Below are 15,067 nucleotides of genomic sequence, written 5' to 3'. Positions count from 1 at the left end.
GCGATGATGGCGAAGATCCTGTTCGTGATGACCGGTGCCGACCGCTGGAGTCTCACCACCGGCGCCAAGCACTACACCGGCTACTGGGCCGCCGAATTCACCATCGCCTACCTGGCCTTCCGCGAGGTGGGACACGAGGTGCTGGTGGCGACGCCCGGCGGGGTGGTGCCACCCGTCGACCTCGGCAGCCTCGCGCCGAATGCCAACGGCGGCAACGACAAAGCGCAGGAAGTGGCCGAAACGATCAAGGGCGCGACGGTTCTCGAAAAGCCCGTCGCACTCGGCGAGATCTCCGCCGCCGACGTCGACGCCCTCTACTACCCCGGCGGTTACGGGCCGATGGAAGACCTCGCAGGCAACGCCGATTCCGCCGCGCTGCTCGTCGACGCCCTCCGCGCGGACAAGCCGACGGCGCTGATCAGCCACGGCCCCGCAGCCCTGCTCGCCACCGGCGACGACTTCGCGGGCTACCGCGTGACCGCCTTCAGCAATGCCGAGGAAGACCTCAACGGGCTGGCCGATCGGGCGCGTTGGCTCCTGCAGGACCGGCTCACCGAACTCGGTGTCGACTACCGCTGCGCCGAACCCTTCGCGCCCCATGTGGAATCGGATCGCTGCCTGCACACCGGCCAGAACCCCGCCTCGACCCCCGACCTCGTCGCCGTCTTCCTCGACGCGCTCAGCCGCCCGGGCGCACGATCATGAGCACGACGACCGCCGTCCACAGCAGGTTGTAGATCCCTGCCAGCATCGACAGCATCCGCAGGCGTTTGCCGTCGTCGGGCTCGTCGAGTGCCTGCCGTTGCATCGGATGGATCTGCACCGCGAGCAGGCCGCCCGCGATGGCCGTGGTGATCATGGCCGAGGTGATCCAGATTTCGTTCATCCGCCCCTGGATGGTGGCCAGGATGATCCCGACCGCCGGCACGATGATCGCCAGCTTCGCGTAGTTGCCGGTGATGCGGTGCATCGCGACGGCCACCGACCGGCTGCGCACCGAATCGGGTTCTGGCGCGGCGATCGGCGCGTAGCGCGGGAAAAGACTGGTGGCGACCGCCGAGCCACCGACGAAAACGATGCCCGCGAGCACATGCACCGACAGCAAGAAATGTTCCACTACCGACCTCCAGCCTTCAACATGCTTGAAGCGTAGCGCAACCTTCATAGTTGTTGAAAGTGCTAGGGCGAGGCGCCCGAGAATGCCTGGAGAATCGCCGCGCCCACCTGTCGCTGGATCGGATCCGCCTCGGGGCCGAAGAGCTGAATATCGACCTGCGACACCACTTCTCGTGCCGCCGCCAGCAAGCGGACCCCGTCTTCGGTGAGTTCGATGGTCGATGCCGACCCCGCCCGCGCGGTCCGGTCTCGCACCAACCCGGCACCGACCAGCGCCTTCACCGAGGTGTGCACGCTCTGCACGCTGGTCCCCGACATCCGCGCCAGCTCGCTGAACGAGGCCCCCGGCACACCGTTGATATGCCCGAGCAGCCCCAGCCGCGCCACCGTCAGATCCAACGGCGCCAGCCCCGCTCCCAGTGCCGCCTCCACCCGCCGGCACAGGGTGATCACCAGGATGCTCGGGCTCATAATCGGCGGTCCGGGTCGCCCGTCGTCAGTGGTCATGCCCCGCATTTTCCCGTACGCGCACGGCTCGGTGCCCGGCGGATACCGCCGGGCACCGAGCCGGGTGATCGCTTACTTCAGCGCTACCCGCGCACCGTTGGAAAAGGCCGAGTCGTGGAATTCGACCGCCGCCGGGTCGGTGCCGGTCGGCACGTCGAACACCAGGACCATCGAGATCTTGTTGCCCGGATTGATCTCGGCGACGAGCTCGTCGTTGACATTGATCTCCGCGGAGGTGTCGTTGGCGAACTCGCGACCCTGAGCGTCGATCAGTTTCTGATTCGCCCCGAAGTACTGCTGGGCCACATCGCCGACATTGGTCACCTCGACGTGCACGAGCACGAATTCGCCCTGGGCGGTCTTCTGCAGGTACGGGTTGTCGCCGACCGTGCGGACCGGCGGGTCGACCTGCGTCACCGTGAACGCGAACTTCCCGTCGCGGACCTCGGTGCCCGCGGGTGCGGCCACCGACCGTGCCTGCTCGCTCTTGGCCACCTCGTTGGCGGCCCCGCCGATGAGGGCCACGCAGCCGCCGAAGAGGGCCAGAACCGCGAGCAGGAAGCCGCCGAGCACCCACGGCCAGACCTTGCGCTTCTTCGGCGGCTGCGGGTAGTAGGGCTGCTGCGGGGCACCGGGATTGGTGTGCTGGGGGTGGGACATGGCTGGCTCCTCGTCTGGAAAAGGTCAGGCGTGATCGCGCCGGGACGGACTGTCCGGCGTCATGGGGATGGGTTGCCCGGCTGGATGCCGCAGCATGAATGTGTTGCCGCGCAAGGGATTTGCGCGTCGGAAGCGGTTCCAGGCCGGTTGCCGCTCCGTTGAGAAGGACGCTACACCGAACAGGCGCCATTGGCAACAGAACAACAATGTTTTCAAGATTGACGAATCGGGAATGTGTACGTCAGAACGGATAAGTAACCAATCCATGTAAGGTTTGACCTTGACTACCTGGCCGGTAGGGCCGGGGGCCGAGAGGAGACCCATGCCAGACTCGACGCCCACCGTGGCCGCCGCCGAGATCTCGCGGTTGGCAGGCGTCACTCGTGCGACCGTCAGCAATTGGCGGCGCCGCCACGCCGACTTCCCCGCGCCCGTACCGGGAGGCTCGGAGAAACGGCCGCTGTTCGACCTCGCCGAGGTGCAGCAGTGGTTGCGCGGCCACGGCGTCACCGCCGCCGATTCCCCGGTGCAGCGGCTGCGCACCCTCTTACGCTCCGAGGTCGCCCCCGACGAGGTCGTCGCGCTCATGGCATTCGTCGCCGACAAACGTGCGAAAGCCGCCGATCCGGTGCGCAAGGCCATCCGCGAGGCGATCGACGAAGTCGGCGTCACCCAGACGCTCGCGGTGCTGTCCGAACGTGGCCTCGACGGGCCGAGTACCGGCGTCTACCCGACCGACCAGCCCGTGGCGGCCCTCATGGCCGACCTGCTCGCCGCCGCGACCTCACCCACCCCGAGTTCGGTCCTCGATCCCGCCTGCGGTGGTGGCACCCTCCTGCTCGAAGCCGCGCGTATCGGCGCGACGCAGCTGAACGGGCAGGACATCCTCCCGGTGCAGGCCGGCCGCACCGCGGCCGCGCTCGGCGTCCTCGTCCCGCAGGCGAAGTCCGACATCCGCGCCGGTGACGCCCTGCTCGCCGACGCCTTTCCCGAGACCGAATTCGATGCGGTCATCTCGAACCCGCCCTACTCGCAACGTGATTGGGGTGCCGACGAGCTCGCACTCGACCCGCGCTGGGTGTATTCGGTGCCCCCGCGCGGTGAATCCGAACTCGCCTGGGCGCAGCACGCCCTCGCCCACCTGCGCCCGGGCGCGACCGCGGTGCTTCTCCTGCCGCCCGCCGTCGCGGCGCGCTCCTCCGGCCGGCGGATCCGCATGGAACTGTTGCGGGCCGGTGCCCTGCGCGCGGTGATCGCGCTGCCGCCAGGCGCGTCGACGCCGCGTCAGGTGGGGCTGCAACTGTGGGTGCTGCGCCGCTCCGGTGTCGGTAGTCCCGGTGACACGTTGCTGTTCGCCGACACCACCCGCCTGCCGAATCGCGGGGACCAACCGGACTGGCAGCACCTGGCGACCACGGTGGTCGAGTCCTGGCGTGCGTTCGACGCCGGTGACGCGCAGGCCGCGACCGTCCCCGATGTCACCGCCGTGGTTCGGGTGATGGATGTCCTCGACGACGATGTGGATCTGACGCCCGCCCGTCAGGTGCGTGCGGCGGTCGACCCGGGCAACGCCTCCGCCGCAGCGCACACCGCGATCGGTGCGCTCGGCGACCACCTCGGCGAGCTGCGGGCGGTGGCCGAGGCTGTGCGCGAATGGGATTCGGCCCCCGGCACCGACTGGCGTTACGTGGCGGTCGGCAACCTGATCGCCGGTAAGGCGGTGCGGATCGTCACCGCGACCACCGACCCGGCCCCCGCCGACGACGCGCGTCCGGTGCTCACGGGCCACGACCTGCTCGGCAGCCGCAACCCGTCGGGCATCACGACGCCCGGGTCGCCGGTGGGGGAGCCGATCGAAGAAGGCGATGTCCTGGTGTCGCGGCTGCGCGACGACCACGGTGCCGCCCAGGGCGCCCGTGTCGCCGAGGGCGCCGATATCGGTGCTGTTCCCGGGCCGGGCGTGCTCGTCTTCCGCACCGATCCCGCCCGCGTGGATCCCTGGTTCTTCGCGGGTTTCATCGGCAGCCCCGACAACGCGGCCGCCATGTTCGGCACAACCACCATCCGCCTCGATCCCGCCCGCCTGCGCATCCCGCTGCTGCCGATCGCCGAACAGCAACGCTACGGCGCGGCATTCCGCCGGCTGCACCAACTCCGGGTGAGCGCCCGCACCACCGCCGAGGCCGCCCGTACCGCCGCGGACCTCATCGCCACCGGCCTGACGGCGGGCGCGCTCGAGCCACCGGCGAAGTAGCCGAGGAGCCGCCGACGACATCGCTACCGGCCCGGCAGAGTAGTCGAGGCGGTGCCGATCGGTGCCGGGCAGTATCGTGCTGGCGTCCGGTACCGGTATCGAGCTGGGGGTAGTGGTGGGCGAGATCGTCGACGGGCGGTACGAGATCACCGGGGTGCTCGGTGCCGGTGGGATGGGGGAGGTGCTGGCCGGCTACGACACGGTGCTCGACCGGCCGGTCGCCGTGAAGCGGATCGCGGTGCGCCAGTTCGCCTCTCGTGCCGATCTGGTCGACGAGTTCGTCGCCCGGTTCCGCCGTGAGGCCAGGGTGACGGCCCGGATCAGGCATCACGGCGTGCCCCAGGTGTTCGACGCCGTGCTCGACGCGCAGGCCGACAGCGTGTACCTGGTGATGGAGCACATCGACGGCGTGACGCTGCGGGACTATCTGGCCGAGATCGGTGAACTGCCGGTCGGCTGGGCCGTCGCGATCGCCACGCAGATCGCGACGGTGCTGTCGTATGCCCATGTGCTGCCGGTGGTGCACCGGGACCTGAAACCGGCCAATATCGTTGTCGCACAAGACGGCACGGTGAAGGTGATCGACTTCGGGATCGCGGCACTGCTCGACGGGAGCACCGGGCGGATCACCAGGACCGGATCGGTTCTCGGCACCGCCGCTTACATGCCGCCCGAGCTGGTGAACGGGCAGGAAGCGGGTCCACGCGCCGACCTGTACGCGCTCGGCTGCGTGATGCACGAGATGTTCAGCGGACGAAGGGTTTTCGAGGCCCGATCGGAGTTCGACACCCACAACCGGCACCTGTCCGACCCGCCGACACCGCTGCGCGCGCTGCGCCGGGACGTGCCGGCCCCGATCGAACAGCTCGTCCTCGAGCTGCTGGCCAAGGATCCGGCGCAGCGACCGTCGAGCGCGCAACTCGTCTACGAGCGGCTGCTGCCGTTCCTGCCCGCGCCGGGCGCACCGGAGGACCCCGCCTCGCGGACCCATCCCGACCCGACGCGGCTCTTCCGCCGACCCAATCCGCCCGCCGACGCCGTGGTGGAACCGCTGCCGCCCAAGCCTTCCCACGAGCTGCCCGCCGCCACCGGTCTGTCCGAGGCCGCCGCGCGGTATCGCGAATTGTTCGCGCTCGGCCGGGCCGCGCAGGCGGCCGACGTGCTGCTCGGCGTCGTCGATCAGGCCGAACAACGCTTCGGGCCCGACAGTCCGCAGCTGGGCGACCTGCACCGCGATATCGCCACCGCGCTCGAGCACTCCGGTGAACAACGCCGGGCGCTGGCGCAGTGGCAGCGGGTCGAAGCGATCGAGGAGCCGACCGGCACCAGGGGCAGGCGGGCGCGGGTGGCCGCGATCGGTTGCCGCGCCGCGCTCGGCGAGCTCACCGCCGCGGCCGCGGTCGACGAGCTGTACCGGATGCTCGGTGAAATACGTTCGGCAGACAACGAATTCGGTGACGACGCGCTGCTGGTCCGGCTCGCGCTCGCCGAGCACCTGCCCGCCGCGGGCGACCACGCCCGGGCTGCGAGGTTCGTCGCCCGGTTACGGGACGACCTCGCGGTGCTACGGCCACCCGACGACCCGATGCGCCGGAAGATCGAAGCACTGGCGGCCGAACTCCGCTGCTGAGGTGCGTCCGGGGCATTCCCGGCGGAGTAAGCTGCTCGCATCGCTGACAGGGGACGGTGTCGGCCGTCGGAAGTGGAGATCGTGCCGTGCAGTGGGTCGGCAGAATCGGCTGGGTCGTCGGGCTGCTGGCCGGGGCATTCGGGGTGCTGCTCGGCAGCGTCGGGTACTTCACCGGAATCGGCAACGGAAGTCCGTTCGAGATCACCCTGGCCGTGGTGTTCTTCGGCTCGGGGTGCGCGCTCGCGGGAGTGTCGATCTGGCAGCTCGTCATCGGCGACCGTCATAAAAGGCGCGGCTACCCTCGGCAAACGTGGCACACCCCGCTTGCGGGAATCCCGTATGCGGGCGGCTCGGGTTCCGCGCAGGTAGTCCCCGGCCACTCGCACGTCGGCCCGGTCGCCTCGGGTCCCTCCTATTTCGGGTCGCCACCGGCAGGCCACGCACCCGACGCACAGCCACCCGTCGGGCCCGAACCTCCGGTCACGCCGCCGAAACCGCTCCCGCACGCCGCCTACACCCCGCCTTCGGCGCCGATCGCGGCGACCGTCGCCCAGACGCCCGAGTGGGTCACGAGCACCCGGAGCATCCACCACTGGCTGCCCACCGGAATCCCCTACGCGAGCGCACCGACCAGCGTGCTCGGTTCACCCGTCGACCTCGACCGCGACAGTGCCGCGACCATCCCCGTCCGGGTGCGTGACGCGGTCCGCGAGCTCATCGCCATCGAGGGCCCGATCGAACGTGGCCGCCTGGTGACACTGGTCGCCCAACGCTTCGGCGTGCCGAAACCCTCCGAGAAACAACAGATCTGCGTGCTCGGTCAGGTCCCCGAGGAGCTGGTGCGCGCGACTCCGCTCGGCGTCTTCGTCTGGCCGTCCAACGTGGACCCCGGCACCTGGCGCGGCTTCCGCTTCACCCCACCCGGCACCACCCGCCCCATCGAGACGATCTGCGGCGAGGAGATCGCCAACGCGATAACCCATGTCGCCCAGCACAACCGCCCCACCTTCGACGACCTCGTCTGGTCCACCCTCACCCAGTTCGCCCACGAACGCACCGGCATCGCCGAAGACCGCATCGAAGCCGCCCTCACCCTCTCGACCCGGCGAGGCAGACTCACCACCGACCCCGACGGCCGCTACCGCCCGCTCATCTGATCAGCGAAGGCTCCCGGTCCCCGCACGGCGGTGGTGACGGGCACGTCGACGGTGGCGATGCCGGACGGCGACGGCTCGTCTCCTAGGCGGGTAAGGCGGGGGCGGTGCGGGTGTGGGTCACCTCGGGGGCGACGGTGACGATGTCGCAGGCGGCGAGGAGGGTGTGGGGGAAGTCGTCACCGAGGTGGGCCAGGCTCGGCATGACGACGGCCGCGGCGGAGGTCGCGGCGACCACGTCGAGCAGGCGGCCGAGCGGATCGGTGGTGCGGTCGCTGAAGGCCACCGTCTTGGTGAAGCGGTAACCGAGGCGTTCGGCTAGGGATCGGATCTGCGTTTCGTCCCAGGACTGGGCGACACCCGAGATGTCGCGGCGCAGATATCCGATCGCCGGTGGCTTCATGGGCATGACCGTACCGGCGCGGAGTGTCGCAGTCGTGAACGCGAGCGAACGCGAGTCGAATTCGCAATCCGACCGAGACCCATTCGCGCGCTGATCGAGTGCTACCACGCCTCATTGGAGATCAGCGCGGTGAGCAACTGGCGGATCGCGGCGACCCGTCGCTCGACACCGGACAGCTGATCGAGGGCGCATTCGGGGTCGGCGGGCGGCCCGAGATGGGTGCAGCCGCGCGGGCAGTCCTCGATGGCGTCGGCGAGATCGGTGAACGAGGCGATCACGTCGTCGGGCGTGATGTGGGCCAGACCGAACGACCGCACGCCCGGTGTGTCGATCACCCAGCCACCACCGGGCAGCGGCAGCGCCACCGACTGGGTGGAGGTGTGCTTGCCCTTACCCACGCCGGACACCTCGCCGACCGCCCGATAGGCGTCGGGTACAAGGCGATTCACCATCGTCGACTTGCCGACCCCGGAATGCCCGATGAGCGCGGTGAGCCGGTCGCGCAAGATCTCGACCACCGGTTCGATGGGGTCGTCGATCCCCGCGTACAGGATCTTCAGGCCCAAACCCTCGAAGGCCGAAGCGAATTCGGACTCGGCCACCAGATCACGCTTGGTGAGCACCAGGATCGGTTCCAGCCCACCGGCATACGCGGCGACCATGGTCCGTTCCACGAAACCCGTGCGCGGCGGCGGATCGGCCAGGGCGACGACGATGAACAACTGCTCGGCATTGGCGACGACGATCCGCTCGAACGGATCGGTGTCGTCGGCGGTGCGCCGCAACACCGTTCGCCGATCGGCGACCCGGACTATCCGGGCAAGACTGTCGGGCTTGCCGGTGAGATCACCGACGACGCCCACCCGGTCGCCGACGACGATCGGGGTGCGGCCGAGCTCACGAGCCCGCATGGCGACGATGCGCCGGTCGGGGTCACCGTCGAGAACACACCCCCACCGGCCCCGGTCGACCGCGACGACCATGGCGTCCTCGGCGTCGTTGTGCTGCGGCCGGGTCTTGGTGCGCGGGCGGGAGGAGGCCTTGCCGGGACGAACCCGCACATCGGATTCGTCGTAGCTGGCCGCGCTGCGTCCTCGGCGACTCAGCGCGCCACTCCTTCACCCGATAACGCAGGCGCGAGCATCTGCTCCCACAGCGCGACGAAGGTCGGCAGGGTCTTGGCGGTGGTGCCGATGTCCTCGATCTCGATACCGGGCACCCGCAGGCCGAGAATCGCACCGGCGGTGGCCATCCGGTGATCGGCGTAGGAATGCCACTGCCCGCCGTGCAGCGGGGCGGGCACGATCTCGAGCCCGTCGGCGGTCTCGGTGACATTGCCGCCGAGCCGGTTGATCTCGGCGGAAAGCGCTGCGAGACGGTCGGTTTCGTGCCCGCGCAGATGCGCGATGCCACGCAGCACCGACGGCGAATCGGCCAGGGCGGCGAGCGCGGCGACGGTGGGGGTGAGCTCGCCGACGTCGTGCAGGTCGATATCGATGCCCGCCAGCCGTTCCGGCCCGCGCACGGTGAGGATCCCGTCGAAGACGCGGGCCTCGGCACCCATGCGGACCAGGATCTCGCGGATCACGTCACCGGGCTGGGTGGTGCCGCGCGGCCACATCGGCACGCTCACCTCGCCGCCGGTGACCGCGGCCGCCGCCAGGAACGGCGTCGCGTTGGACAGGTCGGGCTCGATCTCCCAGTCGACGGCGCGGATCGGGCCGGGCGCCACCGTCCAGGTCTGCGCGCCGCGCACGTCGCTCGGGGTGGTGACGGCGACATCGGCGCGGCGCAGCATCTCCACCGTCATCTCGATGTGCGGCATCGACGGCAGCACACCGCCGCTGTGGTTGACGGTGATGCCCTGCTCGAAACGGGCGGCCGAGAGCAACAGTCCCGACACGAACTGCGAGGACCCGGAGGCGTCGATGGTGACCTCACCGCCGCGCAGCGTCCCGGTGCCGTGCACCACGAACGGCAGCGCGTCGCCCTCGATGTCGAGGCCGAGGCTGCGCAGCGCGTCGAGGATGGTCGACAGCGGCCGGTGCCTGGCCTGCTCGTCGCCGAAGAAGGCGACATCGCCGGTGGCCAGGGCGGCGGCGGGCGGCAGGAACCGCATGATGGTTCCCGCGAGGCCGCAGTCGACGGCGGCACTGTGCAGTGGCGCGGGGGTGACCTCGAGGGTTTCGGCGTCGCCGACGATCTCGGTGCCGAGGGCGCGCAGGGCGGCGATCATCAGGTCGGTGTCGCGGCTGCGCAGGGCACCGGTGAGGGTGGACGGCCCATCGGCAAGTGCGGCGAGGATGAGCGCGCGATTGGTGATGGATTTCGAACCGGGCAGGGTGACGGTCGCGTGGACGGGGACCTCGATGTGGGGCGCTGGCCAGAAACTCACCTGCCCATCCTCCCTCATGTGCGGACCGAACACACCGGTGGTGCGCCAACTCGCGTCGCCGCGTCGGCCGAACTTGTCGGACGTCGGTGCCACCATGGTTGCTATGTGCGGACGATATGCGACTACGACCAACCCCGGCCGCCTGGCGGCCGAGCTCGACGCGGTCGACGAAACCGACCTCGACAACCCCGACGAGACGGTGAGCTACAACGTGGCCCCGACCAGTCAGGTGCTCACCGTGGTCGAACGCCACGAGCACGACCACCCCGACGACGATCCGCGCCTGCGGATCCGCCGGATGCGCTGGGGGCTGATCCCGCACTGGACCAAGGCGGCCGAGCCGGGTGTTCCGGCCAAGGGCAAACCGCTGTTCAACGCCCGGGCCGACAAGATCGTCACGGCACCGTCGTTCCGTGACTCGGCCAAGTCCAAGCGGTGCCTCGTCCCCATGGACGGCTGGTACGAGTGGCTCGTCGAACCCGCTCCGACCGGCAAGGGCAAGGCGGTCAAGAAGCCGTTCTTCATGTCCCACGCCGACGGTTCGCGGATCTACATGGCCGGCCTGTGGTCGGTGTGGCGCGACCGGAGCAAGCCCGACGCGCAACCGCTGATGTCGTGCACCATCCTCACCACCGACGCCGTGGGCGAGCTCGCCCGCATCCACGACCGCATGCCCTTACCGATGCCGCGTGAGCACTGGGAAGCCTGGCTGGATCCGGACCACCCGGCGCCCGCCGAATTGCTCGGAGGGCCCGCGGCGGACGAGGTGGCGAATATCGTCGCGCGACCGGTGTCCACACTGGTGAACAACGTGCGCAACAACGGTCCCGAACTGCTGGTTCCCGACGAAGAGGCCGGGCAGACCACACTGCTGTGATCGTGCCCGGCCGCCGCGAACGTCAGAGCGGGCAGGGCACCGAATCGGTGGCGATGTTCAGGCCGCACTTGATGGCGCCGGTGACCAGGTCGATGATCTCGGTGGCCAGTCCGCCGCCGAGGTTCTCGGTCTTCTCGGCCTGTTCGTTCTTCTCGGCTCCCGGCGCGTTCTTCGGGCTGGTGCCCTGGCCGTTGAGCGGGTAGTCGCCGGGCTCGGTCGGTGCGGACGGCGCCACCGGTGGAATCGCGGCGGCGGGCACGGCGGCCTCCGCGGCGCCGAAGCCGAGTATCAGGGCAAGGGACAGGGTGGCGATCGTCGAGCGAGTGGACATTTTTCGCATCACATCCTCGGGTCGAATCGGTCGTACCGGGCGCGGAATGCGTCGGTAGTGGATTCGGAACGAGACTGTGATCGGATTGCTACGCCGTGATCGGCGCCGTCACCGCGCCCGCCGCGCGCACCAGATCGGCGGGGGCGAGCTCGATCTCCAGGCCCCGTTTACCCGCGCTGCACAGCACCCGGTCCCACTCCAGTGCCGAGGCGTCGACGACGGTTGCCAGCTTTTTGCGCTGCCCCAGCGGGGAGACTCCGCCGAGTACGTATCCGGTGGTTCGTTCGGCCTTGGTCTTGTCGGCCATGCTCGCCTTCGGCGCACCGAGCGCGGCCGCGGCGGCTTTGAGCGACAGCTTGGCGGGCACCGGAAGCACCGCCACGGCGAGCGCGCCGGTGGAGAGCTCGATCACCAAGGTCTTGAAGACCTGTGCGGCCACCACCCCCAGTGCGTCGCCGAGCGCGTCGACAGCTTCCGCGCCATAGGAGTCCGCACGCGGGTCGTGGGCGTAGGAGTGGACCTCGTGCGCGATTTTCGCAGCGGTGAGCACCTTGATCGCGGGCGTCGACGCGGCAGCCATGAGCACACCCTAAAACCGGCCGATCGGGAACACAGCCGGGGGAGTGCCTGTTGCACAGCAGTGACACCCCCGAGACAACGTGAGGAGAGATAGTGACACTGCTGCTCGAGGAGCGTCCCCTCGCGTCGGGGGACGTGCGATTGCCCATCGACACCGTGCTGCCGGTAGATTCGGTGGCTACGGCGATCGAAGGGATTGGTGTGACGAGCGACGATGACGTGGTGCCTACCGAGGCGTCCGGCGCGCAAGTCGACGAAGCCGAGCTGGCGGCCCGGTTCGAGCGCGACGCGCTGCCGATGCTCGACCAGCTCTACGGCGCCGCCCTGCGGATGACCAGGAATCCGGCCGACGCCGAAGACCTGGTGCAGGAGACGTACGTCAAGGCGTTCCAGGGGTTCAAGTCCTTCAAGGAGGGCACCAATCTGCGTGCCTGGCTGTACCGGATCCTGACGAACACCTACATCAACTCCTACCGCAAAAAGCAGCGTCAGCCCGCGCAGTACCCGACCGACGAGATCACCGACTGGCAGCTGGCCGCCACCGCCGAGCACAGCTCGACCGGTCTGCGTTCCGCCGAGGTGGAGGCTCTCGACGCCCTGCCCGACGACGAGATCAAGGCCGCACTGCAGGAGTTGCCGGAGGAGTTCCGGATGGCGGTGTACTACGCCGACGTCGAAGGCTTCCCGTACAAGGAAATCGCCGACATCATGGGCACCCCGATCGGTACCGTGATGTCGCGGCTGCACCGCGGCCGCAAGCAACTCAAGGGTCTGCTCGCCGGGGTGGCGCGCGACCGTGGATTCGACCGTGGGGAACGCCAGGAGGTTTCGAAGTGAGCGACCCCGATATGGAGATGGACTGCACCGCCGTACTCGCGGATGTGTGGCTCATGCTCGACGGCGAATGCGACGAGGCCACGCGCGCGCGGTTGCAGGAACACATGGACCACTGCAGCCCCTGCATCGAGGCCTACGGCATCGAGGAGAAGATCAAGGGTCTGCTCAACCGCAAGTGCGGTGGCGAGCACGCACCCGAGGGTCTGCGGGAACGGCTGAAGGTGGAGATCCACCGCTGCATCACCGTCACCAGGGTCGAGTCGACCGAAGGCTGACGGCAGCAAAAAAGGGGCACCCGACGGGTGCCCCTTTTTCGTGTCCCGAGCCTGGCTCAGGCGTTGGGCCGCTTGCCGTGGTTGGCTGCGTTGCCCTTACGGCTGCGCTTCTTACGTCCGCGCTTACCCATAGGTAGCTCCCTTCTCTGGGTCCTCCCCGCCGCAGCGCGGAGCACAATCTGATCGAGAGCCATTGTTTCACGTGTGGTTGGCTGTAGCTTCGGCGGATACGGCCACGGCCGCGAGCGCGGTGGCCGACACGACTACGAACGGGGTGTCATGGTGGAAGAAGTGCGCGCGGAGATGGTCTCCACCGTGCTCGCTGTCGAGGTGGCGGTGGGTGATCACGTGCACGTCGATCAGACCCTTGTGCTGCTCGAGTCCATGAAGATGGAGATCCCGGTGCTCACCGAGGTGGACGGCGAGGTCACCTCCGTCGACGTCACCCCGGGCCAGGTTCTGCAGGCGGGCGACCTGATCGCCACCATCGCCTGAGTCGCACGAGAAACGAAGCGGTAGATCCAGCGTGGCAACACTGAGCGAGCTCCTGGCCGAACACACCGACCTACCCGGCACCGCCGTCGACCATCTGCAACGAGTGGTCGGCGATTGGCAGTTGCTCGCCGATCTGTCGTTCTCGGATCTGCTGCTGTGGGTCGGTGCGGGCCCGGTCGCCGACGGCGCCGATGTGGTGTGCGTGGCCCAGATCCGGCCGACCACGGCACCGACGGTGCACCTCGACGACAAGGTGGGCACCACCGCGTCGCGTACCGACTTCCCGCAGGTGTTCGACGCGCTGCTCGCCGGGGCCGCCGTACGCACCGACACCGAGGTGCGGGTGAGCGGTGCCGCGGACGCGAGCCCGGTGCACGCGATACGTGAGGCCATTCCGGTGCGCTGCGGCGAGGATGTGATCGCCGTGCTGAGCCGCGACGGCGACCTGCAGCGCTCCCGGGTGCGTTCCACCCTGGAGACGGCCTACGTGTCGGCCGCCGACGACCTGTGCCAGATGATCGCCGACGGCAGTTTCCCCACCCCAGAAGACCGGGCGGCCACCCATTCCAGCCCGCGCGCGGGTGACGGCTTCATCCGGCTCGATACCCAGGGCCAGGTGGTCTACGCCAGCCCGAACGCGCTGTCGGCCTATCACCGGATGGGCTTGCAGGCCGACCTGGTCGGCCAGGATCTGGCGGTGACGACGCGCTCACTCATCACCGACCCCTTCGACGCGCAAGAGGTGGTCGCCGATATCCAGGCCGCGCTCGCGGGCCGCACGGGTCGCCGGATGGAGGTCGAGGCGCGGGGTGCCACGGTGTTGCTGCGCACCCTGGTGATGCGGCCGGGTGGGCAGCTGGCCGGGCCGGCAGTGCTGGTGCGCGATGTCACCGAGGTGAAGCGCCGCGACCGCGCCCTGCTCAGCAAGGACGCGACCATCCGCGAGATCCACCACCGGGTGAAGAACAATCTGCAGACCGTCGCGGCGCTGCTGCGGTTGCAGGCGCGTCGCACCGAGAACCCGGAAGCCCAAGTGGCACTGACGGAATCGGTGCGCCGGGTCACCTCGATCGCATCGGTGCACGAGATGCTGTCGATGTCGGTGGACGAGGAAGTCGACCTCGACGAGGTCGTCGACCGGCTGTTGCCGATCATGGCCGACGTGGCCACGGTGCACACCGCTCGCATCAAGGTGCGCCGCGCGGGTTCGCTCGGGGTGTTCTCGGCCGAGCGGGCGACCCCGCTGGTGATGGTGCTGACCGAACTGGTCCAGAACGCCATCGAGCATGCCTTCGACGCCGGGCAGAACGGTACCGTGACGATTCGTTCGGAGCGTTCGGCGCGCTGGCTCGACGTGATCATCAGCGACGACGGTCGTGGCCTGCCCACCGGCTTCAGCCTGGAGAGTTCCGACCGCCTCGGCCTGCAGATCGTGCGGACGCTCGTGACCTCGGAACTGGGCGGTTCCATCGGTTTGCACCCCGGTGCCGATGTCGGTACCGACGCGGTGCTGCGGGTTCCGCTCGGTCGCCGTTCCGCACGGTAGAACTTCGA

The 15,067-nt window shown here is 69.1% G+C and carries 18 protein-coding genes; 9 read left to right on the top strand and 9 right to left on the bottom strand.

Annotated elements, in window-relative coordinates:
• Positions 1-6: 6 nt before the first annotated feature.
• Complete coding sequence (locus NCO8_RS07030) at positions 7-705, top strand: type 1 glutamine amidotransferase domain-containing protein (RefSeq protein ID WP_067637552.1); 699 nt, start codon at positions 7-9, stop codon at positions 703-705.
• Here NCO8_RS07030 and NCO8_RS07025 read toward each other — a convergent pair.
• The 3 genes from NCO8_RS07025 to NCO8_RS07015 all read right to left on the bottom strand — a co-directional run bounded on the left by NCO8_RS07025 (position 680) and on the right by NCO8_RS07015 (position 2,283).
• Positions 680-1,117, bottom strand: coding sequence for a hypothetical protein (locus NCO8_RS07025; RefSeq protein WP_067637407.1), 438 nt, complete (start codon positions 1,115-1,117; stop codon positions 680-682). The two genes, NCO8_RS07030 and NCO8_RS07025, sit on opposite strands and share 26 nt — an antisense overlap.
• 62 nt (positions 1,118-1,179) lie before the next feature.
• Positions 1,180-1,623, bottom strand: coding sequence for a MarR family winged helix-turn-helix transcriptional regulator (locus NCO8_RS07020; RefSeq protein WP_067637405.1), 444 nt, complete (start codon positions 1,621-1,623; stop codon positions 1,180-1,182).
• A gap of 72 nt (positions 1,624-1,695) precedes the next feature.
• Positions 1,696-2,283 carry a DUF4352 domain-containing protein gene (locus NCO8_RS07015; RefSeq protein ID WP_210740313.1) on the bottom strand — a complete coding sequence of 196 codons (588 nt, stop codon included), beginning with the start codon at positions 2,281-2,283 and terminating at the stop codon, positions 1,696-1,698.
• Positions 2,284-2,605: 322 nt separating this feature from the next.
• On the opposite strand from NCO8_RS07015, the gene NCO8_RS07010 reads away from it, so the two are divergent.
• The 3 genes from NCO8_RS07010 to NCO8_RS07000 all read left to right on the top strand — a co-directional run bounded on the left by NCO8_RS07010 (position 2,606) and on the right by NCO8_RS07000 (position 7,324).
• Positions 2,606-4,537, top strand: a complete 1,932-nt coding sequence (locus tag NCO8_RS07010) for an N-6 DNA methylase (RefSeq protein WP_210740312.1) — start codon at positions 2,606-2,608, stop codon at positions 4,535-4,537.
• Between the two features lie 61 nt (positions 4,538-4,598).
• Positions 4,599-6,167 (top strand): serine/threonine-protein kinase, encoded by a 1,569-nt coding sequence (locus tag NCO8_RS07005; RefSeq protein ID WP_157104806.1) that lies wholly within the window; start codon positions 4,599-4,601, stop codon positions 6,165-6,167.
• 86 nt (positions 6,168-6,253) lie between these two features.
• Positions 6,254-7,324 (top strand): hypothetical protein, encoded by a 1,071-nt coding sequence (locus tag NCO8_RS07000; RefSeq protein ID WP_067637401.1) that lies wholly within the window; start codon positions 6,254-6,256, stop codon positions 7,322-7,324.
• Positions 7,325-7,406: 82 nt separating this feature from the next.
• Here NCO8_RS07000 and NCO8_RS06995 read toward each other — a convergent pair whose 3' ends face one another.
• From NCO8_RS06995 to aroA, 3 genes are all read right to left on the bottom strand, one after another.
• Positions 7,407-7,724 (bottom strand): hypothetical protein, encoded by a 318-nt coding sequence (locus NCO8_RS06995; RefSeq protein WP_225278907.1) that lies wholly within the window; start codon positions 7,722-7,724, stop codon positions 7,407-7,409.
• A gap of 101 nt (positions 7,725-7,825) precedes the next feature.
• A complete protein-coding gene (rsgA, locus tag NCO8_RS06990) occupies positions 7,826-8,830 on the bottom strand; it encodes a ribosome small subunit-dependent GTPase A (protein WP_210740370.1) in 1,005 nt (334 codons plus the stop codon).
• Complete coding sequence (gene aroA / locus NCO8_RS06985; protein WP_067637546.1) at positions 8,827-10,137, bottom strand: 3-phosphoshikimate 1-carboxyvinyltransferase; 1,311 nt, start codon at positions 10,135-10,137, stop codon at positions 8,827-8,829. Before aroA ends, rsgA begins: the two co-directional genes overlap by 4 nt.
• Positions 10,138-10,222: 85 nt before the next feature.
• On the opposite strand from aroA, the gene NCO8_RS06980 reads away from it, so the two are divergent.
• On the top strand, positions 10,223-10,996 hold the full coding sequence (locus NCO8_RS06980; protein ID WP_067637397.1) for an SOS response-associated peptidase: 774 nt from the start codon (positions 10,223-10,225) through the stop codon (positions 10,994-10,996).
• A 22-nt stretch (positions 10,997-11,018) separates the two neighbouring features.
• Here NCO8_RS06980 and NCO8_RS06975 read toward each other — a convergent pair whose 3' ends face one another.
• Positions 11,019-11,327 carry a hypothetical protein gene (locus tag NCO8_RS06975; protein WP_067637394.1) on the bottom strand — a complete coding sequence of 103 codons (309 nt, stop codon included), beginning with the start codon at positions 11,325-11,327 and terminating at the stop codon, positions 11,019-11,021.
• A gap of 88 nt (positions 11,328-11,415) precedes the next feature.
• Complete coding sequence (gene ybaK, locus NCO8_RS06970) at positions 11,416-11,907, bottom strand: Cys-tRNA(Pro) deacylase (protein WP_067491458.1); 492 nt, start codon at positions 11,905-11,907, stop codon at positions 11,416-11,418.
• A gap of 200 nt (positions 11,908-12,107) precedes the next feature.
• Between ybaK and NCO8_RS06965 the strand changes: the two genes are divergently transcribed.
• A complete protein-coding gene (locus tag NCO8_RS06965) occupies positions 12,108-12,743 on the top strand; it encodes a sigma-70 family RNA polymerase sigma factor (protein ID WP_067491716.1) in 636 nt (211 codons plus the stop codon).
• An 11-nt stretch (positions 12,744-12,754) separates the two neighbouring features.
• Positions 12,755-13,018, top strand: coding sequence for a mycothiol system anti-sigma-R factor (gene rsrA, locus NCO8_RS06960; RefSeq protein WP_067637392.1), 264 nt, complete (start codon positions 12,755-12,757; stop codon positions 13,016-13,018).
• Positions 13,019-13,074: 56 nt separating this feature from the next.
• Here the strand turns inward: rsrA and NCO8_RS32995 are convergent, their stop codons facing one another.
• On the bottom strand, positions 13,075-13,149 hold the full coding sequence (locus tag NCO8_RS32995; RefSeq protein WP_022597109.1) for a 50S ribosomal protein bL37: 75 nt from the start codon (positions 13,147-13,149) through the stop codon (positions 13,075-13,077).
• 148 nt (positions 13,150-13,297) lie between these two features.
• Here NCO8_RS32995 and NCO8_RS06955 point away from each other — a divergent pair, with 148 nt between their 5' ends.
• Positions 13,298-13,513 carry a biotin/lipoyl-binding carrier protein gene (locus NCO8_RS06955; RefSeq protein ID WP_067491718.1) on the top strand — a complete coding sequence of 72 codons (216 nt, stop codon included), beginning with the start codon at positions 13,298-13,300 and terminating at the stop codon, positions 13,511-13,513.
• A gap of 31 nt (positions 13,514-13,544) precedes the next feature.
• Entirely contained in the window at positions 13,545-15,059 is a 1,515-nt protein-coding gene (locus tag NCO8_RS06950) for a sensor histidine kinase (RefSeq protein WP_067637390.1), read from the top strand.
• The last annotated feature ends 8 nt before the right edge of the window (positions 15,060-15,067 follow it).

Origin of the sequence: Nocardia coubleae NBRC 108252, from assembly GCF_001612805.1 — a bacterium.
Lineage (GTDB): Bacteria > Actinomycetota > Actinomycetes > Mycobacteriales > Mycobacteriaceae > Nocardia > Nocardia coubleae.
This window is presented reverse-complemented; position numbering and strand designations above follow the sequence as displayed.

Excerpts from the sequence above, each read along its gene's own strand:
- NCO8_RS07030 (WP_067637552.1), top strand. The coding sequence starts at position 7 with ATGGCGAAGATCCTGTTCGTGATGACCGGTGCCGACCGCTGGAGTCTC.
- NCO8_RS07020 (WP_067637405.1), bottom strand. The coding sequence starts at position 1,623 with ATGACCACTGACGACGGGCGACCCGGACCGCCGATTATGAGCCCGAGC.
- NCO8_RS07015 (WP_210740313.1), bottom strand. The coding sequence starts at position 2,283 with ATGTCCCACCCCCAGCACACCAATCCCGGTGCCCCGCAGCAGCCCTAC.
- NCO8_RS07010 (WP_210740312.1), top strand. The coding sequence starts at position 2,606 with ATGCCAGACTCGACGCCCACCGTGGCCGCCGCCGAGATCTCGCGGTTG.
- NCO8_RS06995 (WP_225278907.1), bottom strand. The coding sequence starts at position 7,724 with ATGAAGCCACCGGCGATCGGATATCTGCGCCGCGACATCTCGGGTGTC.
- aroA (WP_067637546.1), bottom strand. The coding sequence starts at position 10,137 with ATGAGGGAGGATGGGCAGGTGAGTTTCTGGCCAGCGCCCCACATCGAG.
- NCO8_RS06980 (WP_067637397.1), top strand. The coding sequence starts at position 10,223 with ATGTGCGGACGATATGCGACTACGACCAACCCCGGCCGCCTGGCGGCC.
- NCO8_RS06975 (WP_067637394.1), bottom strand. The coding sequence starts at position 11,327 with ATGTCCACTCGCTCGACGATCGCCACCCTGTCCCTTGCCCTGATACTC.
- ybaK (WP_067491458.1), bottom strand. The coding sequence starts at position 11,907 with ATGGCTGCCGCGTCGACGCCCGCGATCAAGGTGCTCACCGCTGCGAAA.
- rsrA (WP_067637392.1), top strand. The coding sequence starts at position 12,755 with ATGGAGATGGACTGCACCGCCGTACTCGCGGATGTGTGGCTCATGCTC.
- NCO8_RS06955 (WP_067491718.1), top strand. The coding sequence starts at position 13,298 with ATGGTGGAAGAAGTGCGCGCGGAGATGGTCTCCACCGTGCTCGCTGTC.